Origin of the sequence: Reyranella sp., assembly GCF_965228225.1 — a bacterium.
Taxonomy (GTDB): domain Bacteria; phylum Pseudomonadota; class Alphaproteobacteria; order Reyranellales; family Reyranellaceae; genus Reyranella.
Map to the genome: position 1 here is coordinate 4,242,838 of NZ_OZ245801.1, position 24,542 is coordinate 4,267,379.

The window sequence follows — 24,542 nt, forward strand, 5'->3', positions numbered from 1 at the left end:
CCCCAGCAATACACTTCCAATCAAACGCCGAGCAGCAGACGCTCGGGGTCCTCGATGCCTTCCTTGACCTTGACCAGGAACAGCACGGCCTCGCGGCCGTCGATGATGCGATGGTCGTAGGACAGAGCGAGATACATCATCGGCCGCGCCTTGATCTCGCCGCCGACCACCATGGGCCGCTGCTGGATCTTGTGCATGCCGAGGATGGCCGACTGCGGCGGATTCAGGATCGGCGTCGACATCAGCGAGCCGTAGACGCCGCCGTTGGAGATGGTGAAGGTACCGCCCGTCAGGTCGGCGATCGACAGCTTGCCGTCGCGCGCCTTGCGGCCGAGATCGCCGATGCCCTTCTCGATACCCGCGAAGTCCAGGACGTCGGCGTCGCGCAGCACCGGCACGACCAGACCCTGCGGCGAGCCGACGGCGACACCGGTGTCGTAGTAGTTCTTGTAGACGATCTCCTCGCCTTCGATCTCGGCATTGACCGCCGGCAGCTCCTTGAGCCCCGCGATGCAGGCCTTCACGAAGAACGACATGAAGCCCAGCCGGGCGCCGTGCTTCTTCTCGAAGTCGTCCTTCAGCCGCTCGCGCAGGGACATCACCGCGGTCATGTCCACCTCGTTGAAGGTGGTGAGCATGGCGGCGGTGTTCTGCGCCTCCTTGAGGCGGCTGGCGATGGTGCGGCGAAGCCGCGTCATCTTCACCCGCTCCTCGCGGTCGGCCTTGAGGCGCGGCCCGGCCGGCGCGGCGGGCTTGGCCGCCGGCGCAGCAGCGCTCGGGATCGACGACAGTGCAGCGAGCACGTCTTCCTTGGTGGCGCGGCCGTCCTTGCCCGTGGGCTGGATGGCGGCGGCGGGAACGCCCTTCTCATCGGCGAGCTTGCGCGCCGCCGGACCTGAGGCGGCGAGATTGGCGCCGGCGGGCGCCGCGGCAGCGGGCGCCGGTGCAGGAGCGGCGGTGGGCTTAGGAGCGGCGGGTGCAGGGGCGGGCGCGCTGGCGGCGCCGGCGCCGGCCTCGATGTGGCAGAGAACGCCGCCGACCTGCACGGATGCGCCTTCTTCCACGGCGAGGTCGGCGATGGTGCCGGCAACGCTCGCATTCACCTCGACGGTGACCTTGTCGGTCTCGAGCTCGCAAAGCGGCTGGTCGACGGCAACCTTGTCGCCTGCCTTCACCAGCCACTTGGCAACGGTCGCCTCGGTGACCGATTCGCCCAGAGCCGGAACCTTGATCTCGACGGCCATGACTAAAATCCCTCCTCTAGCCGCGCTCAACCGACGGTGAGAGCGCGGTCGACCAGATCGGCCTGTTCCTTGACATGGGTGCGTGCGGAGCCCGTGGCGGGCGACGCCGCCTCGGGGCGGCCGATGTAGAGCGGCCGCTTCGCCTTCGTCTCGATGCCGGCCAGCGCGCGTTCGATGCGGCGGTCGACGAAGTGCCAGGCCCCCATGTTCTCGGGCTCTTCCTGGCACCAGACGACGTCGGCGTTGGGATACTGCGAGAGCCGAACGCCCAGCCGCGTGAACGGGAACGGGTAGAGCTGCTCGATTCGCAGAATGGCGATGTCGTCGATCTTGCGCTTGCGCCGCTCGGCCACGAGATCGAAGTAGACCTTGCCCGAGCACAGCACGACGCGGCGCACCTTGGCGCCGTCGACCAGCTGGTCGGTTTCGGCAAGGATGCGGCGGAACGAACTGCCCGGTCCGAACTCGGCCAGGGTCGAGACGCAATCCTTGTGACGCAGCAGCGACTTCGGCGTCATCACCACCAGCGGCTTGCGGAAGGTGCGGCGCATCTGCCGGCGCAGCGCGTGGAAGTAGTTGGCCGGGGTCGTCGGATTGACGACCTGCCAGTTGTCCTCGGCGGAGAGCTGCAGGTAGCGTTCGAGGCGCGCCGAGCTGTGTTCCGGTCCCTGGCCCTCGTAGCCGTGCGGCAGCAGCATGACGAGGCCCGACATGCGCAGCCACTTGCTCTCGCCCGAGCAGATGAACTGGTCGATGATGACCTGGGCGCCGTTGGCGAAGTCGCCGAACTGCGCCTCCCACAGCACGAGCGCGTTGGGCTCGGCCAGCGAGTAGCCATATTCGAAGCCCAGCACGCCGGCCTCGTTCAGCGGGCTGTCGATCACCTCGTAACGCGCCTGGCCCTCGGCCACGTGATTGAGCGGCACGTATTTGGCTTCGGTAATCTGGTCGACCAGCACCGAGTGGCGCTGGGAGAAGGTGCCGCGGCCCGAATCCTGGCCGCTGAGACGCACCGGCGTGCCTTCCGCCAGCAGCGTGCCGAAGGCCAGCGCCTCACCGGTCGACCAGTCGATGTTCTCGCCGGTATCGATCGTCTTGCGCTTCTCCTGGAGTTGGCGAACGATCTTGCGATTGAGTTCGAAGCTCTTCGGCGCCTCGGAAATCGCATGTCCGACCGACTTCAGCCGGTCGAACTCGACGGCGGTGACGCCCTTGCGGTCCTCTTCGCCCGGCGCGACCGTGAAGCCCGCCCACTTGCCCTCGAGCCAATCGGCCTTGTTCGGCTTGTAGTTGGTCGCGGCCTCGAGCGCCTTGTCGAGCTTCTCGCGCAGCGCCGCATCCATGGCGGCGACTTCCTCGGCCGTCACCACGCCCTCGGCTTCGAGGGCCGCCGCGTAGACTTCCTTCACCGAGCGGTGCGCACCGATCTTCTGGTACATCAGTGGCTGGGTGAACATCGGCTCGTCACCCTCGTTGTGACCGTGCCGGCGGTAGCAGAACATGTCGATGACGATGTCGCGCTTGAAGTGCTGGCGGAACTCCGTCGCGATGCGCGCGACGTGGACCACGGCCTCGGGATCGTCGCCGTTCACGTGCAGGATCGGCGCCTGCACGATCTTGGCGACTTCCGTGCAATAGGGGCCGGAGCGCGATTCGGTCGGCAGGGTCGTGAAGCCGATCTGGTTGTTCACGATGAAATGGATCGTGCCGCCGATGCGGTAGCCCGCGAGATCGGAAAGATCGAGACCCTCCGCCACCAGCCCCTGCCCAGCGAAGGCCGCGTCGCCGTGCATCAGGATGCACATCACCTGGCTGCGCTCGGTATCGCCGCGCTGATCCTCCTTGGCGCGCGCCTTGCCCAGCACGACCGGGTTCACCGCCTCGAGATGCGAGGGGTTGGGCGACAGCGAGAGATGGACCACGTTGCCGTCGAACTCGCGATCGGCCGACGCGCCGAGATGATACTTCACGTCGCCCGAGCCGCGCATCTCCTCGGGCTGCGAGGAGCGGCCCTGGAACTCGGAGAACAGCGCCGTATAGCTCTTGTGCATGACATGCACGAGGGTGTTGAGGCGGCCGCGATGCGGCATGCCCAGCATCACTTCCTTCACGCCGAGCTGGCCGCCGCGCTTCAGGATCTGCTCGATGCCGGGAATCAGCGATTCGCCGCCATCGAGGCCGAAGCGCTTGGTGCCGACGAACTTCACGTGCAGGTAGCGCTCAAGACCCTCGGCCTCGCCCACCCGCTCGAGGATCATCTTGCGGCCGGTGACCGTGAACTCGGTATGGTTCTCGATGTGCTCGATGCGCTCCTGGATCCACGCCTTCTGGTCGGGATCGGAGATGTGCATGAACTCGACGCCGATCTTGCCGCAATAGGTCTTGCGCAGCCGCTCCATGATCTGGCGCAGCGTCGCCGATTCGCCCAGCGCCAGCGAGCCGAAGATCAGGATCGGACGGTCCCAGTCGGCTTCGGTGAAGCCGTAGGTCGCGGGATCGAGCTCGCGATGCGGCGCCTGGCGCACGAGGCCCAGCGGATCGAGATCGGCCGCGAGATGGCCGCGGATGCGATAGGCGCGAATCAGCATCAGCGCGCGCGCCGTGTCCTGCGCGGCGTTGCGGATTTCCGCCTCGGTCTTGCCGGCCATCGCGGCCGGGGCCGCCGCCGCCTTGCCGCCCTTCACGTTGCGGTTGGCCGGGGCCGGAACGGCGTCGGGATCGACGGCGCCGATCACCCGCGCACCGTTGGGCGCCCAGGAGGCGCCGCGCACCTCGGCCAGCACGTCGCCCGCCTGCTCGGCCAGGGCACCGAAGAAGGTCTGCCACTCGGCGTCGACCGACGCGGCGTCCGCGAGGTAGCGCGCGTAGAGTTCCTCGATGAATGGCGCGTTGGCGCCGAACAGGAACGAGGTCTGTTCTGCTCTCATGGCCCGATACTCCCTGGCCTGTATTTGCTGGCCGCCTGGCAGAGGCTGGGCGGCGATCCCGCTTGTCAGCCCTTCATGGCCTTAAGCATTTCCTCGCCCAAAGCCGCAGGCGACTCCGCAACTCTGATCCCGGCCTTGCGCATGGCGTCGACCTTGAACTCGGCGGTGTCGTTGCCGCCCGAGATCACGGCGCCGGCATGGCCCATGCGACGTCCCGGAGGAGCCGTGCGCCCGGCGATGAAACCGACCACCGGCTTCTTCGTTCCGGACGCCTTGAGGAACTCCGCGCCCTTCACCTCGGCATCGCCGCCGATCTCGCCGATCATCACGATGCCCTCGGTCTCGGGATCGCGGATGAACATGTCGAGGCACTCGACGAAGTTGGTGCCGTTCACGGGATCGCCGCCGATGCCGATGCAGGTCGTCTGGCCGAGACCCGCCGCCGTGGTCTGCGCCACCGCCTCGTAGGTCAGCGTGCCCGAGCGCGAGACGATGCCGATCTTGCCGCGCTTGTGGATGTGGCCCGGCATGATGCCGATCTTGCACTCGCCCGGCGTGATCACGCCCGGGCAGTTCGGGCCGATCAGCCGCGACTTGGACGCCGTGAGCGCGCGCTTCACCTTGACCATGTCGTTCACCGGGATGCCCTCGGTGATGCAGACGATCAGCGGGATTTCCGCGTCGATCGCCTCGAGGATCGAATCGGCGGCGAAGGGCGGCGGAACGTAGATCACCGACGCGTTGCAGCCGGTCTTGGCGACCGCTTCCGCGACGGTATCGAAGACCGGCAGGTCGAGATGCTTGGTGCCGCCCTTGCCCGGCGTCACGCCGCCGACCATCCTGGTGCCGTAGGCGATCGCCTGTTCGGTGTGGAAGGTGCCCTGCGAGCCGGTGATGCCCTGACAGATGACCTTGGTGTTCTTGTCGACCAGGACGGCCATCAGTTGTTCTCCTTGACGGCCTTGACGATCTTCTCGGCGGCGTCCGCGAGGTTCTCCGCCGAGGTGATCTTGAGGCCCGATTCCTTGAGGATCTTCTTGCCGAGGTCGACGTTCGTGCCTTCCAGCCGGACGACCAGCGGCACGTGCAGGTTGACCTCGCGCGCCGCGGCGACGACGCCTTCGGCGATCACGTCGCAGCGCATGATGCCGCCGAAGATGTTGACCAGGATGCCCTCGACGTTGGGATCCTTGAGGATGATCTTGAACGCGGCCGTCACGCGCTCCTTGGTGGCGCCGCCGCCGACGTCGAGGAAGTTGGCGGGCTCCGAACCGTAGAGCTTGATGATGTCCATGGTGGCCATCGCGAGGCCCGCGCCGTTCACCATGCAGCCGATCTGGCCGTCGAGCTTCACGTAGTTCAGCGCGTACTTGGCGGCCTCGGTCTCCGCCGGGTCCTCCTCGTCGACGTCGCGCAGCTCCTCGAGGTCCTTGTGGCGGTAGAGGGCGTTGTCATCGAAATTCATCTTGGCATCGAGGGCCACGATGTCGCCCGCGCCGGTCACGACCAGCGGGTTGATCTCGATCAGCGAAGCGTCGAGATCGACATAGGCGCGATAGAGGTTGCCCAGCAGCGTCGTGAAGGCACCGACCTGCTTGCCGCTGAGGCCCAGCGAGAAGGCGATCTTGCGGCCCTGATAGGCCTGGTAGCCGGCGGCCGGGTCGATCGCCTGGGTGACGATCTTCTCGGGCGTCTCGTGCGCCACGGTCTCGATGTCCATGCCGCCCTCGGTCGAGGCAACGACGGAAATGCGGCCGGCGGCTCGGTCCACCAGCATCGAGAGATAGAGTTCGCGTTTGATGTCGCAGCCGTCCTCGATGTAGAGGCGCTGCACGGTGCGGCCGGTCGGGCCGGTCTGCTTGGTCACGAGATCCTGGCCCAGCATCGCGGCCGCCTGCGCACCGACATCGTCGACCGACTTCGAGATGCGCACGCCGCCCTTGCCCGCCGGATCGTTCTTGAAGTGACCCTTGCCGCGGCCGCCGGCATGGATCTGCGCCTTCACGACCGTGACGGCGCCGCCCAGCTTGCGCGCGACATCCATCGCCTCGTCTTTGGTGTAGGCAACGCCGCCCTTCAGGAGGGGGATCGCGAATTTGGCCAGAAGTGCCTTGGCCTGATACTCGTGGATATTCATGGGGTCCTATCGTTTGGGAGTGCGTAGGAAACGCGCCTCTCAGTTTTCATACGCAACTGACCAAGGGATGCGGCACTTTATGAGCGCCGCAAGCCCTTGGCAACGATGGACTGATGAACGTTTGGGGTCGCTCGACTAAAGTCGAAAGACCCTACTTTCTCAACGGCCAACGATCTTGTTGGTGGCGTCGATCAGCGACTGGACGGCAGCGACGGACTTGTCGAACATCGCTTTTTCCTCGGCGTTGAACTCGACTTCCACGATGCGCTCGACGCCCTTGGCGCCGATCACCACGGGAACGCCGATGTAGAGGCCCTTCACGCCATACTCGCCGTTCAGCTTGGCGGCGCAGGGGATCACGCGCTTCTTGTCCCGGAGGTAGGACTCGGCCATCGCGATGGCCGACGCGGCCGGGGCATAGAAGGCCGAGCCGGTCTTGAGATGGGCCACGATCTCGGCGCCGCCGTCCCGGGTGCGCTGGACGATCTGCTCGAGGCGCTCCTTGGTGGTCCAGCCCATGTCGACCAGATCGTGCAGCGAAATGCCGCCGACCGTCGAGTAGCGCAGCAGCGGCACCATCGTGTCGCCGTGGCCGCCCAGCACGAAGGCCGTGACGTCCTCGACCGAGACGTTGAACTCCTCGGCGAGGAACAGGCGGAAGCGGGCGCTGTCGAGCACGCCGGCCATGCCGACGACCTTCTCCGGCGCGAAGCCGGTGACTTCCTGCATCAGGCCGACCATGGCGTCGAGCGGGTTGGTGATGACGATGACGAAGGCGTTCGGCGCGTGCTGCTTGATGCCCTTGCCGACCGAATCGATGACCTTGGCGTTGATGCCGACCAGGTCGTCGCGGGTCATGCCGGGCTTGCGCGGCACGCCGGCGGTGACGATCACGACGTCCGCGCCCTCGATGTCCTTGTAGTCCGACGAGCCGCTGTACTTGGCATCGAAGCCTTCGACCGGGCTGAGCTGGGCGATGTCGAGGGCCTTGCCCTTGGCAGTGCCCTCGGCGGCGGGGATGTCGAAGAGGACGATGTCGCCCAGTTCCTTCTGGCCGGCGAGCAGCGCGAGCGTGCCGCCAATCTGTCCGGCGCCGATCAGCGCGATCTTCTTGCGAGCCATGCGAAAAACTCCCGTTCTTAAAGGCGCCGCGTGGTAGCGCGATTCTCCCGGGGCAGCAAGACAGACGGGTTCAGACCGGGTGTTTCGCCAGGTGCGCCAGCAGGAGATCGGTCGTCCTGGCCGGTGCCTGGTCCATGACGAAATGGCCGACGCCGGGCAGCACTTCCATCGCCAAGGAGGGCTTCACGAACTCCGCCGTGCCGTAGGCTGCGTCGGGTCCGACCGTCGCGTCGGCATCGCCCCAGACATAGAGCGTCGGCACCGAGATGGTCCCGATATCCGCGGCCAGCCCCTTGTTGGAGCGATACCAGGCGAGCGCCGCCTCGAGCGCCTCGGGCGTGCCCAGCACGGAAAGATGATCCTCCAGCGCCGCGGACGGCACGCCCTGGCCGAACAGCCCGTCGCGCAGGCGCTTGGCATCGTCGGCCAGCAGCAGCTTGGCGGTCTCGGGTTCGAGGAAGGCGCGATGGTGCCGCGAGCGATGCTTCTGGTCGCCGTCTTCCTTCAGGAGCGCCTGCCGGAACGACTGCGGGTGCGGCCGCGACAGGATCGTGAGCGATGCGAGGCGATCGGGATGGGCGCCGGCGACACCCCACGAGACCTGCCCGCCCCAATCGTGGCCGACGAGATGGAAGCGCTTGCCGTCGTAGCCGGCGGCGCCCGCGATCTCGATCGCATCGCCGATCAGCCGGTCGAAGGCATAGTTCGAGAGATCGGCCGGATCGGGCCGCGCCCCGGCCGAGTAGCCGCGCTGGTCCGGCGCGACGGCGCGATAGCCGTGCGCCGCGAGCACCGGCAGGGCGGCCCGCCAGCTATGCCGCGATTCGGGAAACCCGTGCAGCATCAGCACCAGCGGTCCGCCGACCGGGCCATCGACATCCGTGGTGAATGCGAGGCCCGACCGGGTCTTGAGATTTATCGTCTCGGCCATGAGCCGATCAGACACCGTTGGCTTTGAACCAGGCAAGCGCCTTCTTCCACGCATCCTCCGCCTGCTCCTTGCGGAAGGACGGGCGGTAGTCGGCGTTGAAGCCGTGCGGCGTGTCCGGATAGGTGTCGATCTGCGACTTCTGGGCCGCCGGGCTGCCGGCCTTGAGCGCCGCGCGCATCTTGTCGACGCTTTCGTTCGAGATGCCGGTGTCGGCGCCGCCGTAGAGGCCGAGCACGGGCGCCTTGAGATCCTTGGCGATGTCGATCGGATGCTTGGGTGTCATCGGCGTCGAATCGCCGACGACGCGGCCGTACCACGCCACACCGGCCTTGAGCGCCGGGTTCTGCGCCGCATAGAGCCAGACGATGCGGCCGCCCCAGCAGAAGCCGGTGATGCCGAGCTTGGCGGTGTCGGCCTTGCCCTCGCCCTTGGCGAAGGCGACGGTCGCGTCGAGGTCGCCCATGACCTGCTCGTCCGGCACCTTCGACACGATCTCGCGCAGCAGCGCCTGCATGTCGCTGACCGCCTTGGCATCGCCCTGGCGGAAATAGAGTTCCGGCGCGATGGCGTAGTAGCCGGCCTTGGCGAAGCGGCGGCACAGATCGGCGATGTGCGCGTGCACACCGAAGATCTCCTGCACGACCAGGATGGTGCCGAAGCCCTGGCCCGACGCCGGCATGGCGCGATAGGCGTCCATCTCCTTGCCGTCCTTGGTCTTCACCTTGACGACACCGGCGGTAAGCCCGTCGGCCGGCGTGGTGATCATGGTCTGCGCCTGGATCGGCTGCACCGACAGCGCGAAGGTGGCACCGAGCGCCGCGCCGGTCGCCGTGGCCTTGATGGCACCGCGCCGCGACACGCCGCCTTCGTTCAGGGTAATCATGCGATCGCCGTCCATGTCCTGCCTCCCGTTCGGGTCTCTGAAAAACGCCGCAGAGCCTATGCTGCGCCCGGACGGGCCCACAATCACGATTAGGCGATGTGATCGAGGTTCAGATACTCCGGGCTCTGCATTTCCATGAGCCGCGAGACGGTGCGCTGGAATTCGAAGGAGCCGTCGCCTTCGGGGTAGAGGTTTCCCGGGTTTGCCGCCGCCGAACAGATGAACTTGACCTTCTTCTCATAGAAGGTGTCGATCATCGTCACGAAGCGAACGGCCTTGTCCTGGCTGTCCGGCCCCATCTTGGGAATTTCCGCCACGATGACGGTGTGGAAACTGTCGGCGATGCACAGGAAGTCGGCCGCGCCCATCGGCTTGGCGCACCAGTCCATGAAATGCGCCATGGCGACACCGGGCGCCGCGCGCGGCACCTCGACATCGCGCCCCTGCGTGCGCAACACGCGCGGCTCGCCGTCGGCGCCGTTGCTCAGGGCGCGGAACGCCTCGTCGAGCTTCTTGGTCGCCCAACTCCCGAGCGGGGTGAGGTAGAGGTCGAGTTCGCGCAGCCGTCCCATGCGGTAATCCTGCGCGCCGCCCAGTTCGAGCACTTCGAGGCGCTGCTTCACCAGTTCGATGAAGGGCAGGAAACGGTCGCGCTGCAGGCCGTTCTTGTAGAGATCGTCGGGCGCGCGGTTGGAGGTGGCGATCACCGTGATCCCCTCCTCGAACAGCGTTTCGAACAGGCGGCCGAGGATCATCGCGTCGGCAATGTTGGTCACCTGGAACTCGTCGAAGCAGAGCAGGCGCGTCTCGGCCGCGATCTCCCTGGCGATCGGCACGATCGTGTCGGATTCGGGCGGAGCGCCCCTCGCCGCCAGCTCCTCGCGCCGGCGATGCAGCCGGGCCTGCACCTCCAGCATGAATTCGTGGAAGTGCACACGGCGCTTCTTGGCGACCGGCGCATCGGCGAAGAACAGGTCCATCAGCATGGACTTCCCGCGACCGACCGAGCCCCAGATATAGAGGCCGTGCGGTCCTTCCGGCGGTTTCGGGGCGTGACCCAAGCCGAGACGGGCGAGGAAGCCCGTCCTGACCGGCGGGGCCACCGCCAGGGCGCTCAACTGGTCGTGGATCGCCTGCAATCGCAGAACGACTTTTTCCTGCACGGGATCGGCGTGGATCTCGCCCGCGGCGCGGCGCGCGGCGAGGTTGGCGAGCGGACCCTTGCCGGTCGAGGGGATACTGGACTCCATTGCGGCGGCATACCTAGCTCACCGTCGCGCGGCTGCCTATAAGGTGCGGCGATGAAGATTGCGTTCCTGGGCACTTCCGCCTTTGCCGTGCCGGCACTCGCCGCGCTGGTCGAAGCCGGTCACGACGTCGCCTGCGTCTATACCAGAGCCCCCAAGCCCGCAGGTCGCGGCCAGCAGGAGCGCAAGACGCCCGTGCACGAGCTCGCCGACAAACTCGGTCTGCCGGTCCGCACGCCGCGCACCCTGAAGAGCGACCAGGAGGCCGAGGCGTTCAAGGCGCTCGATCTCGATGCCGCCGTGGTCGTGTCCTACGGGCACATCCTGCCGAAAAGCTTCCTCGACGCGCCTGTGCTGGGCTGCATCAACATCCATGGCTCCCTGCTGCCGCGCTGGCGCGGCGCGGCGCCCATCCATCGCGCGATCCTGGCCGGCGACGCCGAGACGGGCGTCACCATCATGCGCATGGACGAGGGCCTCGACACCGGCCCGATGCTGCTGGCCGAAGGCACGCCCATCTCCGCCGCCGACACCGCCGAGAGCGTTCACGACCGGCTGGCCGAGTTGGGCGCCCGCCTGATCGTCTCGACCCTCGACGGGTTGCTGCGCCGGAGCATCGAGCCGGTCGCCCAGCCGGTCGAGGGCGTTACCTACGCCCACAAGCTCGGCAAGGAGGAAGGCGTGCTCGACTGGCGCCGGCCGGCCGCCGAGTTGGAGCGTAAGGTGCGTGCCTTCCATCCCTGGCCCGGCACTTCCTTCGAAGCGCCCAAGGCGGGCGGAACCGAGCGAATCAAGGTGCTGGCGGCGGCTCTCACCCTGGCCGGGGGAACGCCGGGCAGCGTCTCCATCGCCCGCGACGGCTTTCCGGTCGTGACCTGCGGCATCGGCGGGCTGAAGCTCCTGAAGCTGCAGCGGCCCGGCAAGTCGGCGCAGTCGGCCGATGCCTTTCTGCGTGGCTTCGCACTCGACGCCGGCACGGTGCTGAGCCCTCCCGCCGTCGTGACGATCCCGCAGCCGACCTGACGCCGTGCCGCGCTACAAGCTCACGATCGAATATGACGGCGCGCCGTTCGTCGGATGGCAGCGCCAGCCGAACGGGCCCTCTGTCCAGGCCGCGCTCGAAGAGGCGGTGTTCGCCTTCGCCGGCGAGCGACCGCCCGTCCAGGCCGCCGGTCGCACCGACACCGGCGTGCATGCGCGCGGCCAGGTCGTGCATCTCGACCTTTCCAGCGAGCGGCCGGTCGAGACCATCCGCTCGGCGATCAACTTCCACTTGAAGCCGCAGCCGGTCTCGGTCCTCACCGCCGAACGCGCGCCGCCCGGCTTCCATGCCCGCTTCTCCGCGACATGGCGGCGCTACCGCTATCGCATCATCAACCGTCGTGCGCCGCCTGCGCTCGATCGCGGCCAGCTCTGGCACGTGCCGGTCGCTCTCGACGTCGCGGCGATGGCGGATGCGGCGACGGTGCTGGTCGGCCACCATGACTTCAACAGCTTCCGATCGACCGCCTGCCAGGCACCCTCGGCGTTGAAGACGCTCGACCTGCTCGAGGTCACGCGCCACGGCGAGGAGATCCACGTCGACGTCGGCTCGCGCTCCTTCCTGCACAACCAGGTGCGCATCCTGGTGGGCACCCTGCATCTCGTCGGACGCCGCCAGTGGAGCCGCGGCGATGTCGAGGCGGCGCTCGCCGCGCGCGATCGTACCCGCGCCGGTCCGACGGCGCCGCCGCACGGCCTGTGCCTGATGGAAGTGCGCTACGAGCTAGGCGCCGGCCACGAGGGCGATGCCGAGGAAGCGGTCGACGATCAGTGAGATGAAGAGCGAGGGCACCCAGTTGACGACCAGCAGCAACGTCGCGACCGGCCAGGCCACGCCCAGCGTCGCGCGCGTCGTCGCCAGGAACCAGTAGAAGAAGAGCGCCTGCAGCGCGATCCGGACGAGTTCTGCCGGCACCGCCGGCAGCAGGGTCGCCAGCACCACGCCGATCACGGCCACGATCATCGCCGGCAGGTTCACCCAGTTCAGCGCGGAGATGTAGCGCGGGAACAGGCCGAGCCAGTTGCGCCGCCGCGCGATCTCGTAGAACAGCACCGGGAACAGCAGCCAGTCGACGACGTAGCGCAGCGCCTCGACCAGCACGATCTCCAGTTCGTCGGCCGTCGAGGTCACGCTCGTGTAGCGCAGAAGCATCAGTGTGACGTGGAGCGGCGCGACCAGGATCATGACCTGGAACGAGCGGACGCAGGCTTCCAGCGTATTGTCGAAGTAGGACGGCGCCGCCGGGTCGCGCTTCAGAAGTCCGAGCGCGCCCTGCATGCCGCGGGCGATTTCACCAGTGCTGATCACGCGCGTCTCAGGCCGCGAAGTAACGGTCGAGTACCGTTTCGTAGACGCGGGCCAGCATCTTGAGGTCGGCGACCGCGCTCTTCTCGTCGACCTTGTGCATGCTCTCGCCGACCAGTCCGAATTCGAGGACCGGGCAGTAGCTGCGGATGAAGCGCGCATCCGACGTACCGCCGGTGGTCGACAGCTCGGTCTCGACACCGGCTACGTCGCGGACCGCGCCGGCCACCAAGTCGCTGAGCGGCCCCGGCGGCGTGTAGAACGACTCGCCCGAGACCTGGACGCTGTAGTCGACGGTACCGTTGCCGCCCAGCGCCTCGTTGGCGCGCTCGATCCGCTCCTTGAGATGGGCCAGCAGGGTCTGCGAGGTCCAGAGATCGTTGAACCGCGTGTTGAAGCGCGCCTTGGCGACGCCCGGGGCGATGTTGGTCGCCGGATTGCCGACATCGACGGTCGTGAACTGCAGCGAGGTTGGCTGGAAGTGCGTGCTGCCCTTGTCGATCGGCTCTCGCACCAGCGCCTCGATGATCGCCGACAGGCGATGGACGGCATTGTCGAGCCGCTCGGGGTAAGCCACATGCCCCTGCACGCCGCGCACGACCAGGTCGACGGTCATGCTGCCGCGCCGGCCGATCTTCATCATGTCGCCGAAGCGCTTCGAGCTCGTCGGTTCGCCGACGATGCAGGCGTCGATCGTCTCGCCGCGCGCGGCCAGCCGCTGCAGCATCTTGACCGTGCCATTGACCGCCGGCCCCTCCTCGTCGCCGGTGATCAGCAGGCTGATCGAACCGCCGAAATCACGGCCGCGACGGCTGAGGAAACGCGACGCAGCATCGGTGAAGGCGGCGATCGCGCCCTTCATGTCGGCGGCACCGCGCCCGAACAGATAGCCGCCCGACAGTTCGGCCGCGAACGGACCGATCGTCCACGACGACAGATCGCCCACCGGCACCACGTCGGAATGGCCGGCGAAGCAGAAGTGCTTTCCGCCGGTGCCGATGCGGGCATAGAGGTTGGCGACGTCGTCTGTGCCGGCCTCGGTGAAATCCATGCGCTCGCACGCGAAGCCGAGCGGCGCCAGCGTCTGTTCCAGCAGCTGCAGGGCACCGGCTTCGCGCGGCGTCACGCTCTCGCAGCGGACGAGCGTGCGCGTCAGTTCGATGACATCGGTAATGTTGGTGCTGAGCGAATCGGGCATGGGCCGGACACTACAGGCCCGCCCCGGCCGTGAGAAGGGCGGCAAAGAAAAGGGCGCCGTCAGGCCAGCCGGCGCCCAGTTTATTTGAGAGGAAGATTGTCTTGCTTGCTTAGGCTGACGCCGTCGAACGATCAGGCCACCATGCGGTCGGCCTCCTGCAGGTTCACCGACACGAGCTGGGAAACGCCCCGCTCGGCCATGGTCACGCCGTAGAGACGATCCATGCGCGCCATGGTGACGCGATGGTGGGTGATGATCAGGAAGCGCGTGTCGGTCCGGCCGGCGATGTCGTTCACCAGGCCGCAGAAGCGCTCCACGTTGAGGTCGTCCAGCGGCGCGTCGACCTCGTCCAGCACGCAGATCGGGGCCGGGTTGGTCATGAACACGGCGAACAGGAGCGACAGGGCCGTGAGCGCCTGCTCGCCGCCCGAGAGCAGCGACATGACCTGAAGCTTCTTGCCCGGCGGGCTGGCATGGATTTCGAGGCCGGCCTCCAGCGGATCCTCCGACTCGGTGAGCCGCAGCTCGGCCTTGCCGCCGCCGAACAGCTTGGTGAAGAGCTGCTGGAAGTGGCCGCTCACCTGCTCGAAGGCGGCGAGGAAGCGCTCGCGGCCCTCGCGGTTCAGGCTCTGGATGCCCTGGCGCAGGCGGCCGATGGCGGCGACCAGGTCGTCGCGCTCGGTCGTCATGGCGGTGATCTGCTGCTCGAGTTCGTTGGCCTCTTCCTCGGCCCGCAGGTTCACGGCGCCCATCGTCTCGCGCTCGTGCACCAGGCGCTCGAGCTTGTGCTCGGCCTTGTCGAGTTCCGGCAGTTCCTCGATCGACTGGACCTCGGCCAGGGCGAGAACGCCGTCCGGCTCGCAGCGCAGGCGCTCGAGGATGCGCTCGACCACGGTCTCGCGATCCTTGGTCGCCTGCTCGACCTGACCCTCGCGGCGGACCCAGGTCTCGCGCGCCTGGGCCATCTCGGTCTCGGCCTGCCTCAGCGCCTTGTCGGACTCCGACTGGCGCGTCTCGCCGATCGCTAGCCGGTCGGCGGCTTCCTGGCGGTTGAACTCGGCCTTGTCGATCTCGTCGGCGAGGACGAAGCGCTTCTCCTCGATCTCGGCCGGCTTGGCTTCGAGTTCGGCGATCGCTTCCGCGGTCTGCTCGCGCCGTGCATCGAGTTCGAGGATCTGGCCGTCGGCCTCGCTCAGGCGCTTGCTCCAGCCCTCATGGTCCTGCGCGATCTGCGCCAGGCGCTCGACGCGCATCTTGGAGTCGCGCGCGAGACGATCGCACTGGCTCTCGGCCTCGACCAGCGCGGCCCGCAGTTCGGCGATGCGCACGCGCAGGGCGCCGGCCTCAGCCCGGTCGGCCTGCGTGTCGGAGATCGACGACAGGCGCGCCTCGCGGAAGGTGCGACGCATTTCGACCTCGGCGATGTCGCCCAGCACTTCGGCGACCGTCGTCTCAATGCCGGCCAGGCGGGTGCGCAACTGGTCGGTGCGGCGGGCGACCTCGACATGGCGATCGCGGGCCTGGGTGGCCAGGCGCTCGGCCGTGGTAATGGCGGCCTGGGCCGCGCGCTCGGCGGTGCGGGTGGCCTCGCCGGCATCCTGCGCCTTGCGGCGCGCGGCGTCGGCCACGCTGCGCTCGTGGGCGCGGGCCAGCTCGACACAGATCTTCTCGGCCTCGCGCGCCGCGGCAAGCCAGGTCTTCTCGGCATCGACGCGCGCCTGCTCGATCTCCTGCTCGGCCACGACGCCATCGATCTGATGGCGGATCTCGGCCAGCCGGTTGCGCTGGCTCAGCCGCACCGCCGCGGTCGACGGCGCGCCGGCCCGCATCGTGTAGCCGTCCCAGCGCCAGACCGCGCCTTCGCGGGTGACGAGCTGCTGGCCAGGCTTCAGGGCCGCCTGCAGCGCCGCGCCGGTCTCGTCGTTGGCCACGATGCCGATAAAGGCCAGGCGGCGGGCCAGCTCGGGGAGAGCGCCGACATGGGCACCGAGCGGCGTCGCCCCTTCGGGCAGAGCCGGCGTCTCGGTCAGCGCCTCGAGCGGCAGCCAGTGCACCGGCGCGCCGCGATCCGACGAGGCTTCGAGCTCGTCGCCGAACGCCGCACCCAGCGCCTTCTCGTAGCCCGGCTCGACCGAGAGGGCGTCGAGCAGCGGCGGCCACAGCGAGTCGGCCGACGACTTCAGCGCCGCGGCGACGCCCGATTCCTCGGCGCGCAGCTTGGTCAGGCGCGCATTGGTCTTCTGCAGGGTCTCGACGGCAACGGCGTGGCTGGCTTCCGCCGCCTGACGCTCGGCCGCACGCGCGCGCTCCATGTCGAGGCGCTCGGCTTCCGCCTTGGCGACGGCCTGGCGCGCAGCGTCGGATTCGTAGCGCTCGGCCTCGCGGGCCGCCTCGATCGACTCCTGACCCGTGAGGCGCGCCTCTTCGAGCGCCGTGCGGGCGGCTTCGAGTTCGGCCTCGACCTCCGGCAGCGCCGGCAGGTTCGACAGTTCGACCTCCAGCTGGCGCTGCTGGGCCGTGACTTCGTCACGACGCGAGGTCAGGCGGCGCAGCCGGTCCTGCAGGTCCGCGATCTCGCGCGACACGCTCTGGCGCAGGGCCTCGTCGTCGGCGATCTGGCGCGTCAGGCGGTCGAGTCCGGCCTCGGCCGAATTGGTCTCGGCGCGCGCGGTGTCGCGCGCCTCCTGGGCGGCTTCGGCGCGCTCTTCCTCGCCCACGCGCTCTTCCTCGAGGCGGACGCGCTGGCTGTCGAGATCGGCGATCGCGGTCTCGGCATCGCCCTTGCGGCCGCGTTCACGCGCGAGATCGTGCTCGGTCTGCTGCAGGCGCCGGCCGGCCTCGAGCTGGGCGGCGGCGACACGCGAGGCCTCGGCGGTCAGCGCATCGTGCGCCACACGCAGGCGCTGGAGCGCGGCGGCCGCAGCGGCCTCCTCGTTGCGCAGCGGCGGCAGCGAGGTCGCGGCTTCGGCCTGCGCGGTGGTGGCGAGGCCGACCAGCCGCGTGAGGTCGGAGACCTGGGCCTCCGCTTCCTTCAGGCGCTCGCTCGAGTTCGCGAGATCGCGCTCGGCATTGGCCAGCTTCAGCGCCAGCACGGAGGCCTCGGCGCGGCGGATATGGTCCGAGAGGTTGCGGTAGCGGCTGGCCTGGCGGGCCTGGCGCTTCAGCCCCTTGTGCTGCTCCTCCAGGGCCAGCAGCACGTCCTGCACGCGGGCGAGGTTCTGTTCGGCCGCCCGCAGGCGCAGTTCGGCTTCGTGACGTCGGGCATAGAGTCCGGTGATGCCGGCCGCTTCGTCGATGACGCCGCGACGGTCGACCGGCTTGGCATTGATCAGGGTGCCGATGCGGCCCTGGCTGACCAGCGCGGTCGAGCGCGAGCCGGTGGCGGCGTCAGCAAACAGCGTCTGCACGTCACGCGCACGAATTTCGCGGCCGTTCACCGAATAGGCCGAGCCGTGGCCGCGCTCGATGCGGCGCACGACGTCGAGCTGGTCGGTGTCGTTCACCATCGCCGGCGCGGTGCGGGTCTTGTTGTCCAGCGTCAGCATCACCTCGGCGATGTTGCGCGCCGGCCGCTGGCCGGAGCCGGCGAAGATGACGTCCTCCATTTCGCTGCCGCGCATCTGCTTGGCGGAGGTCTCGCCCATCACCCACTTCAAGGCCTCGACCAGGTTCGACTTGCCACAGCCATTGGGCCCGACGATCCCGGTCATGCCGGACTCGATCGTAAGCTCCGTCGGATCGACGAAGGACTTGAAGCCGGAGAGCCGGAGCTTGTCGAACTGGACCATTTACACCGCGCCTGTCTGGTTACGTGCTTGGAGTGCCTACTTGGCGAGCTTGCCGAACACGCCGTCGAGTTCCTCGACGGAGCGCGCCCCACGATAGAGCTGCCCGTTGATGAACAGGGTCGGCGTCGAGTTGACGCCCATCGCCTCGCCGCCCTGGTAGTCCTTGATCACGGCATTGCTCATCGCGTCGTTGGCGAGGCAGGCCTTGATCTCGTTCTCGCCCATGCCGGCGATGCGCAGCGGCTTGGCCAGTTCGGCCAGCGGATCGGCCGCCGTCGCCCATTGCGGCTGGCCGCGGAAGATGATGTCGAGCACGCCGAAATACTTGTCGTTGCCGGCGCATTCGGCGATCTGGGCGGCCTTGGCCGCGATCTGGTCGAGCGGGAAGTCGCGATAGACCAGCTTCACCTTGCCGGTATCGATCCACTTCTTCTTGATCTCGGGCAGGACCTGCGTGTGGAAATGCGCACAGTGCGAGCAGGTCAGCGAGGCATACTCGATGACCGTGATCGGCGCATTGGCGTCGCCCAGCACGTGATCGCCCGGCTGCACGGCCTCCAGGCCGGCCTTGCTCGGGGCCGACGCCGCCGCGACGGGCGGCGGCCCGGACGCAGGCGCGCGGGTGCCGAAATAGACGGCGCCAGCAATCGCTGCCACCGCCACGACTCCGCCGGCGACGATCAAGATATTCCGCATTTTCCTTAGTCCTCTCCACTACATCTTGGGAATTCCGCCTGTGGGGAGTCAAACGTTAACGGCCCACCTGGCGTAAAATCGCCGCGATGGCGTCGATTCCGCCCGGATTGCCGTACCCCTGCTCATTGATGAACACGGTCGGGGTGGAATTGACGCCCAGCGCCTGGCCGGACTGCACGTCGGCGATGACTTTGTCCAAAAGCCGGTCGTTGGCGATGCAGGCCTGGGCCTCGGCTTCGCTCACCCCCTGCTCGACCAGCACGGTCATCAGGTCCGCGGCCGGGTCGGACGCCGTCAGCCACTGGACCTGCGTCCGGAACAGCGTGTCGACCGCGGCAAAGAACTTCTCGGGCCCGGCGCACTCCGCCAGCAGGCTGGCGCGCGTGGCCAGCGCATCCGACGGGTAGTGGCGATGCACCAGCTTCAGCTTGCCGGTGTCGATCCAGTCGCGCTTCAGGGCCGGCATGACCGCATTGTTGAAGGTGGCGCAGTGCGGACAGGTGAAGGAGGCGTAGTCGATCAGCACGTTGGGGGCATCGGGACGGCCCAACACGTGATCGCCGGGCAGCGGATCGAGGAATCTGGCCGGCGACTGGGATTGCGCCCGCACTTCGCCCCCGAGACAGAGCGCCGCCCCCAGGCCGCCGAGCAGGAAGCCCCGCCGGCCACTGGCGATGCGTGCGCCCAGCCGGGTCAGCACCGCCCGCAGCTCGGGATCCTCGACCGAAGCGGTGCGGCCGGCCACCTCCTGCTCGATCACGGGATCGGGGCGTTGCACCTTGGGCGCCGCGCGAGGCGCCGAAATGACTCCCTGCACGATCCGCACGTCGTCGATCATCTTGTGCCCGAAATAGGCATTCACCCGTTCCACGATCTGGCCGCTCCTGTGCTGGACCTCGAGGGCAGCGGCGCCGGAAACCTTCAGCCGCAGGGCCTTTCCGGCGCGGGCGCCGCGCCCGGCCAGCAGCGCGTCGGGCCGCGTCGTGCGCGCCAGATCCGGCCCGACGACCGCCGGCCAGTCGGCCTTCAGGCGCACCAGGGCGTTGCTGCGGCCGCCCTTGGCTCCATCGCGGGCGATGCCCGAGGTGAGCTTCTGGGCCAGACCGCCGATCGCACGGAAGCCGTTTTCGCGCATGGACCCTTTCAAACTCCGCTCCGTATGGTAGGCCACGCCCCTTCGACTGACCATGACACACGCTGACCGACTGCTCGCCTGGTATGATCGACATCGTCGCACCCTCCCCTGGCGCGCAGCCCCGGGGGAACGCACGGCGCCTTACCGTGTCTGGCTGTCGGAGATCATGCTGCAGCAGACCACCGTCGCCACGGTGGGCGAGTATTTCCGTCGCTTCGTCGAACGCTGGCCCACCGTCGAGGCCCTGGCCGCCGCGCCGCTCGACGAGGTGCTCTCGGCCTGGGCGGGCCTCGGCTACTACGCCCGGGCCCGCAACCTGCATGCCTGCGCCCTGGCCGTCGCCAACGACCATGGCGGCCGCTTTCCCGAGGACGAGGCGGGCCTGCTCGCCCTGCCGGGCATCGGCCGCTACACGGCGGCGGCGATCCAGGCGATCGCCTTCGACCGTCCCGCCTCGGCGGTCGACGGCAACGTCGAGCGGGTGATCGCCCGCCTCTACGCCATCGACACGCCGCTGCCCGACGCCAAGCCCGACATCCAGGTCCGCGCCGCGCGGCTGGTGCCGCAGCAGCGGGCCGGCGACTACGCGCAGGCGATGATGGATCTCGGCGCCACCGTCTGCATCCCACGCAACCCGCGCTGCGTCATCTGCCCGCTGATGCAGGGCTGCAAGGGCCGCCGGCAGGGCATCGCCGAGGATCTGCCGCGGCGGGCCCCCAAGACGGAGAAGCCGACCCGACGCGGCCTCGCCTTCGTGCTGCTGCGCAAGGACGGCGCCGTCCTGTTGCGCAAACGGCCGACGAAGGGACTGCTGGGCGGCATGGACGAGGTCCCGTCGAGCGCCTGGCGCGAGGGCCCGTTCGTCGCGGCGACGGCGCTTGCCGAAGCTCCGGTCCCGGCGCGCTGGGTGGTGATGGACGGCCTGGTGCGTCACACCTTCACCCACTTCCACCTGGAACTCACCATCGCCCGCGCCATGGCAACGACCGGCCGGCTCGCCGCGCTGGCGCCCGGCACGAGCTGGTCGGCCCTCGACCGGCTGGACGAACGCGCCCTGCCCACGGTCATGCGCAAGGTGATCGAGCACGCGGTGAAGGGTTAGCAGCCCCGTCTGCGGTACCAGGATACCTAATTCAGGGGTGCGACTCTCGCTTCGGTTGTTTCGTTTATTTCGCTTGTTTCGTTTGTTCGCGAGATCCCCGGCCTGTTAAAGCCCTTCCGAGCGGGATTGAATCAGTCGCCCCTCCCAACACCGACCTCACCCTGAGGAGCGAACGCAGTGAGCGTCTCGAAGGGTGGGAACGAGCACCGCGTCTGTTGCCCATCCTTCGAGACGCCGCGCAAAGCGCGGCTCCTCAGGATGAGGGAAATGGGTCAAGTTGAGACGGAATAGAGTCTAGAGCCCCGCCCTGACCTGCTGGCGGAGATGGTCGATCGGCAGGCGGGCGCCGGCGACGTCGACGTGCCAGAAGGTCCAGCCGTTGCAGGCCGGGGCGCCCTGCACGGCCGCTCCCACCTGGTGGATCGAGCCGCGATGATCGCCCCGCGCATTGGAGGCGGACAGTGAGCCGTCGGCGCGCACACGGGCGTGCAACTGGCCGCTGGGGTCGCTCAGCACGGCGCCGGGCTGCAGCAGGCCCGATTCGATCAGCACGCCGAACGGGATGCGCGGCTCGGCCCGCTTGCTGGGCTTGGGCGTCACGTCCTCAGGCGCCAGCGGCGTGATCTCGGCGATGCGCTTGCGCGCGATCGCGGCGTAGTCGGGATCGCGCTCGAGGCCGATGAAGCGCCGGCCGAGGCGCCGCGCGACGGCGCCGGTCGTGCCGGTACCGAAGAACGGATCGAGGATGATGTCGCCCGGATTGGACGCCGACATGATGCAGCGGAACAGCAGCGCCTCCGGCTTCTGCGTCGGATGGGCCTTCTTGCCGTCCTCGCCCTTCAGCCGCTCGCCGCCGGTGCACAGCGGCAGCAGCCAGTCGGAGCGCATCTGGGTGCCCTCGTTCAGCTCCTTCATCGAATCGTAGTTGAAGGTGTACTTCTTGTTGGCGCGATCGCGCGCCGCCCAGATCAGCGTCTCGTGGGCGTTGGTGAAGCGCTTGCCGCGGAAGTTCGGCATCGGGTTGGACTTGCGCCAGACGATGTCGTTCAGCAGCCAGAAACCCTGGTCCTGCAGCGCCGTGCCGATGCGGAAGATGTTGTGGTAGCTGCCGATCACCCACAGCGTGCCGCCGGGCTTCAGGGCCCGCCGCGCCGCCTTCAGCCAGGCGTTGGTGAACTGGTCGTAGCGCGCGAAATCGGCAAACTTGTCCCAGTCGTCGTCGACCGCGTCGACCTTGCTGTGGTCGGGCCGCAGCAGCTCGCCGCCCAGCTGGAGATTGTAGGGCGGGTCGGCGAAGACCATGTCGACGGACGCTTCGGGCAGGCTCTGCATCAGCTCTATGCAGTCACCGACGAGCACGCGATCAATTTTTTCCACAGGCATCTGTGGAAGATGAGTCCACAGGCCCCTCGCGGTCAAGAATCTAATTGAATCAAATGCTTAGACACCATATCGAGTCGGGATTCTCATCCCGACCCACAATAACTAGGGATAGTGACGCAGTTTGAAATCCCGCCGCCGAACCGCGCTCCACCAGCGGCCCCGGATCGGGTATTCTGGAACCGTGACCAAAGGACCCAAAGGCGAAAAGCGTCCTGCCGATCTGAACCGCAGAGCCTTTGATATCGTGCGGATCGCCAGCGGCGAGGCCGAAGACGCTACACCCTCGGCCGCTGCGCAGAAGGGCGGCAAGGTGGGCGGAAGGGCGCGAGCCGAAAAACTCTCCGCCGAGGAACGTAAGGCAATCGCACAAAAGGCCGCAAAAGTACGCTGGGGGAAGTAGATAGATTCACAGTCATCATTTTGTTCCGCCTCTTGCAATAGAGGCGGGAGGCGACTATTGTTGCCAACAAGATGCAAGACCCTGTGCTTCTTCGCCTCGCAGACCGCCGCCGCGCCGCCCAGCGCGCCATCCAACGTGGGACGGACATTGTTGATCGCGGCAAAGCCGAATTGGCCGAGTGCGATCGCTTCGAGCAATTTTACTTAGAGGCAAAGCCAAGCGCGGCTCAGCACACATTTACTATCGATCCCGACTCGATTGCGAAGAGCGTTACGAGCAACCTTCAAGCTGGCAGAGCCCTGGGTGAGGCGATTGCTGCCCAACTCACGCTTAAGCAAGCCATCGTAAAGGCGCTCAAGCCCCATCCCAACGGGCTCGAATCGGGGGATCTGCTGAACATTCTGCGCGAGAGCGGCTATCCCAAATTGCTACGAACTTCGATGTCGCCGCAACTGAGCAGGATGCGAGACAAAGAGGTTGTCAACGTCGAGGGGCGTTGGACACTAATCGAAAACAAGGAAGCCGCCCGTCTGCTTTAGGGGGAGCGGCTTTGTCAATTCCGGCCATGAGCCGGCAACTGCAGCGGCTAACCGATACCAAGCCTAGTGGGTGACTAGGACCCGTTTGCAGCGGGGTGAACTGGTGAAAGGCTGGACGAGATATGAGGTGAGTTCTTTTTTGTTGGTCGTTGGCCGTTAGGTGGGCAAACACCTAACGGTCTTCGGCCTATTCTTTTACCAACCCACTGATTTGACGTCAAGATTCGATTTCCGCCGAAGAAATCGGCAACGGGAAGGCTTGGACTCTATACTGCACAAAATGCTTGGCGGACTCCATCGACAGACTACAATGCCTCTCATGAAATCACTCCCTCTCACCAAGCGCGCTCAGATCGTCGGAATGCTTTGCGAGGGCATGTCCATGCGCGCCGCCTCACGGCTTGCGGACGTAAGCAACAACACCGTGACCAAGCTCCTGATCGAAGCCGGCATGGCTTGCTCCGGTCATCAAGACCGCGCGCTCATGGGCTTGAAATGCCAGCGTCTTCAGATGGACGAGATTTGGTCCTTCGTCAGCAAGAACGCCCGCAACGCCACGGGAGACGACGTAGACAAGGACCTTGGCGATGTCTGGACATGGACCGCAATCTGCGCGGACACCAAACTGATCCCGTCGTGGTTCGTCGGCGACCGCAGCGCTCAATCTGCCGCGATTTTTGTGGCAGACGTGCGCAAGCGGTTGTCCCAGCGTGTTCAGATCACCCCGGACGGCAACCGCGCTTACCTGCCGGCCTTCGATGCGCAGCCTGATTGGAAGGTCGACTATGCGATGCTGATCAAGCATTACGGCTCCGCGCCCGAAGGCCCGGAGCGTCGGTACAGTCTGGCGGATTGCGTTGGCACCTCACCCCAAGTCGTTCGCGGCATGCCGGACAAGCATTTCGTCAACACGTTCTATGCCGAGCGCGCCAACTCGCCCCTGCGCACGGGCTGCCGCCGGTTCACTCGGTTGACGAATGCCTTCTCAAAGAAGGTCGAAAACCACGCATGGGCAGTCTCGCTGCATCTGATGCACTACAACTTTGCGCGCATCCATAGGACGCTGCGGGTCACCCCAGCGATGGCCGCTGCCGTTACAGATCACGTCTGGTCGCTGGAGGAGATCGCCACTCTAAGCCAGCCGGTTGGCCCTGCAAAACGAAGTCCCTATAACAAACCCGGAGTCGTGATCTAGGGAGGGGAGGGTAAAATGCGTGTGATCATCAGGTTCTCGGTAGATGGCGAAAAGAACAGCGTGCTCCGGAACAAGCTCGTCAAGAGCTTGACGGATGTCGGCTTTGTCAGGGGGAAGAAGACCGCCACGTTCGAGCACTCGACCATCAGCGCCGGAAATCTCGGCGTGGCATTACAGGATTTCTACAGGCTGGCCCAGACACACAAAGGTCCGGGTACACTTGATCACTTCTGGCTCTATAGCGACCAGACCTAGATCAGCCTTTCGG

21 protein-coding genes are annotated in these 24,542 nt (G+C 67.1%); 7 read left to right on the forward strand and 14 right to left on the reverse strand.

The features are described from left to right. Positions 1–20: 20 nt before the first annotated feature. From odhB to zapE, 8 genes are all read right to left on the reverse strand, one after another. Complete coding sequence (gene odhB / locus ACO07K_RS20630) at positions 21–1,244, reverse strand: 2-oxoglutarate dehydrogenase complex dihydrolipoyllysine-residue succinyltransferase (RefSeq protein ID WP_422031119.1); 1,224 nt, start codon at positions 1,242–1,244, stop codon at positions 21–23. Between the two features lie 26 nt (positions 1,245–1,270). Next, a complete protein-coding gene (locus tag ACO07K_RS20635) occupies positions 1,271–4,171 on the reverse strand; it encodes a 2-oxoglutarate dehydrogenase E1 component (RefSeq protein WP_422031121.1) in 2,901 nt (966 codons plus the stop codon). A 65-nt stretch (positions 4,172–4,236) separates the two neighbouring features. Next, complete coding sequence (gene sucD, locus ACO07K_RS20640; protein WP_422031123.1) at positions 4,237–5,112, reverse strand: succinate--CoA ligase subunit alpha; 876 nt, start codon at positions 5,110–5,112, stop codon at positions 4,237–4,239. Next, a complete protein-coding gene (sucC, locus tag ACO07K_RS20645) occupies positions 5,112–6,308 on the reverse strand; it encodes an ADP-forming succinate--CoA ligase subunit beta (RefSeq protein ID WP_422031125.1) in 1,197 nt (398 codons plus the stop codon). The genes sucD and sucC overlap by 1 nt, the downstream gene beginning before the upstream one ends. Before the next feature lie 159 nt (positions 6,309–6,467). Continuing rightward, a complete protein-coding gene (gene mdh / locus ACO07K_RS20650) occupies positions 6,468–7,430 on the reverse strand; it encodes a malate dehydrogenase (RefSeq protein WP_298316340.1) in 963 nt (320 codons plus the stop codon). A 70-nt stretch (positions 7,431–7,500) separates the two neighbouring features. Then, positions 7,501–8,361: an alpha/beta fold hydrolase gene (locus ACO07K_RS20655; RefSeq protein WP_422031127.1), complete on the reverse strand. Its 861-nt coding sequence runs from the start codon at positions 8,359–8,361 to the stop codon at positions 7,501–7,503. A 7-nt stretch (positions 8,362–8,368) separates the two neighbouring features. Then, positions 8,369–9,259 (reverse strand): dienelactone hydrolase family protein, encoded by an 891-nt coding sequence (locus ACO07K_RS20660; protein WP_422031129.1) that lies wholly within the window; start codon positions 9,257–9,259, stop codon positions 8,369–8,371. 74 nt (positions 9,260–9,333) lie between these two features. Next, a complete protein-coding gene (gene zapE / locus ACO07K_RS20665; RefSeq protein WP_422031131.1) occupies positions 9,334–10,494 on the reverse strand; it encodes a cell division protein ZapE in 1,161 nt (386 codons plus the stop codon). Between the two features lie 51 nt (positions 10,495–10,545). On the opposite strand from zapE, the gene fmt reads away from it, so the two are divergent. Continuing rightward, complete coding sequence (gene fmt, locus ACO07K_RS20670; protein WP_422031133.1) at positions 10,546–11,514, forward strand: methionyl-tRNA formyltransferase; 969 nt, start codon at positions 10,546–10,548, stop codon at positions 11,512–11,514. Positions 11,515–11,518: 4 nt separating this feature from the next. Beyond that, positions 11,519–12,307: a tRNA pseudouridine(38-40) synthase TruA gene (gene truA, locus ACO07K_RS20675; RefSeq protein ID WP_422031135.1), complete on the forward strand. Its 789-nt coding sequence runs from the start codon at positions 11,519–11,521 to the stop codon at positions 12,305–12,307. On the opposite strand, the gene ACO07K_RS20680 is transcribed toward truA, so the two are convergent. The 5 genes from ACO07K_RS20680 to ACO07K_RS20700 all read right to left on the reverse strand — a co-directional run bounded on the left by ACO07K_RS20680 (position 12,257) and on the right by ACO07K_RS20700 (position 19,655). Then, positions 12,257–12,841 (reverse strand): hypothetical protein, encoded by a 585-nt coding sequence (locus tag ACO07K_RS20680; RefSeq protein WP_422031137.1) that lies wholly within the window; start codon positions 12,839–12,841, stop codon positions 12,257–12,259. The genes truA and ACO07K_RS20680 overlap by 51 nt on opposite strands. Positions 12,842–12,848: 7 nt before the next feature. Then, positions 12,849–14,036, reverse strand: coding sequence for a succinyl-diaminopimelate desuccinylase (gene dapE / locus ACO07K_RS20685; protein WP_422031139.1), 1,188 nt, complete (start codon positions 14,034–14,036; stop codon positions 12,849–12,851). A 131-nt stretch (positions 14,037–14,167) separates the two neighbouring features. Next, positions 14,168–17,824, reverse strand: coding sequence for a chromosome segregation SMC family protein (locus ACO07K_RS20690; protein ID WP_422031141.1), 3,657 nt, complete (start codon positions 17,822–17,824; stop codon positions 14,168–14,170). 36 nt (positions 17,825–17,860) lie between these two features. Continuing rightward, complete coding sequence (locus ACO07K_RS20695; protein WP_422031143.1) at positions 17,861–18,520, reverse strand: DsbA family protein; 660 nt, start codon at positions 18,518–18,520, stop codon at positions 17,861–17,863. 55 nt (positions 18,521–18,575) lie between these two features. Continuing rightward, positions 18,576–19,655: a DciA family protein gene (locus tag ACO07K_RS20700; RefSeq protein ID WP_422031145.1), complete on the reverse strand. Its 1,080-nt coding sequence runs from the start codon at positions 19,653–19,655 to the stop codon at positions 18,576–18,578. A 52-nt stretch (positions 19,656–19,707) separates the two neighbouring features. Here ACO07K_RS20700 and mutY point away from each other — a divergent pair, with 52 nt between their 5' ends. Beyond that, positions 19,708–20,757 (forward strand): A/G-specific adenine glycosylase, encoded by a 1,050-nt coding sequence (mutY, locus tag ACO07K_RS20705; protein WP_422031147.1) that lies wholly within the window; start codon positions 19,708–19,710, stop codon positions 20,755–20,757. Between the two features lie 294 nt (positions 20,758–21,051). Here the strand turns inward: mutY and ACO07K_RS20710 are convergent, their stop codons facing one another. Continuing rightward, positions 21,052–22,140, reverse strand: a complete 1,089-nt coding sequence (locus tag ACO07K_RS20710; RefSeq protein WP_422031149.1) for a site-specific DNA-methyltransferase — start codon at positions 22,138–22,140, stop codon at positions 21,052–21,054. A 181-nt stretch (positions 22,141–22,321) separates the two neighbouring features. On the opposite strand from ACO07K_RS20710, the gene ACO07K_RS20715 reads away from it, so the two are divergent. The 4 genes from ACO07K_RS20715 (at position 22,322) to ACO07K_RS20730 (ending at position 24,529) form a co-directional block, all read left to right on the forward strand. Beyond that, the gene (locus ACO07K_RS20715; protein ID WP_422031151.1) at positions 22,322–22,540 is read left to right on the forward strand and encodes an RNA-binding protein; all 219 of its coding nucleotides are present in this window, start codon (positions 22,322–22,324) and stop codon (positions 22,538–22,540) included. Positions 22,541–22,623: 83 nt separating this feature from the next. Next, positions 22,624–23,079, forward strand: a complete 456-nt coding sequence (locus tag ACO07K_RS20720) for a hypothetical protein (protein WP_422031153.1) — start codon at positions 22,624–22,626, stop codon at positions 23,077–23,079. A gap of 319 nt (positions 23,080–23,398) precedes the next feature. Further along, positions 23,399–24,274: an IS1 family transposase gene (locus tag ACO07K_RS20725; protein ID WP_422031155.1), complete on the forward strand. Its 876-nt coding sequence runs from the start codon at positions 23,399–23,401 to the stop codon at positions 24,272–24,274. Between the two features lie 15 nt (positions 24,275–24,289). Next, entirely contained in the window at positions 24,290–24,529 is a 240-nt protein-coding gene (locus ACO07K_RS20730) for a hypothetical protein (protein ID WP_422031157.1), read from the forward strand. Positions 24,530–24,542: the final 13 nt, after the last annotated feature.

Excerpts from the sequence above, each read along its gene's own strand:
- odhB (WP_422031119.1), bottom strand. The coding sequence starts at position 1,244 with ATGGCCGTCGAGATCAAGGTTCCGGCTCTGGGCGAATCGGTCACCGAG.
- ACO07K_RS20635 (WP_422031121.1), bottom strand. The coding sequence starts at position 4,171 with ATGAGAGCAGAACAGACCTCGTTCCTGTTCGGCGCCAACGCGCCATTC.
- sucD (WP_422031123.1), bottom strand. The coding sequence starts at position 5,112 with ATGGCCGTCCTGGTCGACAAGAACACCAAGGTCATCTGTCAGGGCATC.
- sucC (WP_422031125.1), bottom strand. The coding sequence starts at position 6,308 with ATGAATATCCACGAGTATCAGGCCAAGGCACTTCTGGCCAAATTCGCG.
- mdh (WP_298316340.1), bottom strand. The coding sequence starts at position 7,430 with ATGGCTCGCAAGAAGATCGCGCTGATCGGCGCCGGACAGATTGGCGGC.
- ACO07K_RS20655 (WP_422031127.1), bottom strand. The coding sequence starts at position 8,361 with ATGGCCGAGACGATAAATCTCAAGACCCGGTCGGGCCTCGCATTCACC.
- ACO07K_RS20660 (WP_422031129.1), bottom strand. The coding sequence starts at position 9,259 with ATGGACGGCGATCGCATGATTACCCTGAACGAAGGCGGCGTGTCGCGG.
- zapE (WP_422031131.1), bottom strand. The coding sequence starts at position 10,494 with ATGGAGTCCAGTATCCCCTCGACCGGCAAGGGTCCGCTCGCCAACCTC.
- fmt (WP_422031133.1), top strand. The coding sequence starts at position 10,546 with ATGAAGATTGCGTTCCTGGGCACTTCCGCCTTTGCCGTGCCGGCACTC.
- dapE (WP_422031139.1), bottom strand. The coding sequence starts at position 14,036 with ATGCCCGATTCGCTCAGCACCAACATTACCGATGTCATCGAACTGACG.
- ACO07K_RS20690 (WP_422031141.1), bottom strand. The coding sequence starts at position 17,824 with ATGGTCCAGTTCGACAAGCTCCGGCTCTCCGGCTTCAAGTCCTTCGTC.
- ACO07K_RS20695 (WP_422031143.1), bottom strand. The coding sequence starts at position 18,520 with ATGCGGAATATCTTGATCGTCGCCGGCGGAGTCGTGGCGGTGGCAGCG.
- ACO07K_RS20700 (WP_422031145.1), bottom strand. The coding sequence starts at position 19,655 with ATGCGCGAAAACGGCTTCCGTGCGATCGGCGGTCTGGCCCAGAAGCTC.
- mutY (WP_422031147.1), top strand. The coding sequence starts at position 19,708 with ATGACACACGCTGACCGACTGCTCGCCTGGTATGATCGACATCGTCGC.
- ACO07K_RS20710 (WP_422031149.1), bottom strand. The coding sequence starts at position 22,140 with ATGCCTGTGGAAAAAATTGATCGCGTGCTCGTCGGTGACTGCATAGAG.
- ACO07K_RS20725 (WP_422031155.1), top strand. The coding sequence starts at position 23,399 with ATGAAATCACTCCCTCTCACCAAGCGCGCTCAGATCGTCGGAATGCTT.
- ACO07K_RS20730 (WP_422031157.1), top strand. The coding sequence starts at position 24,290 with ATGCGTGTGATCATCAGGTTCTCGGTAGATGGCGAAAAGAACAGCGTG.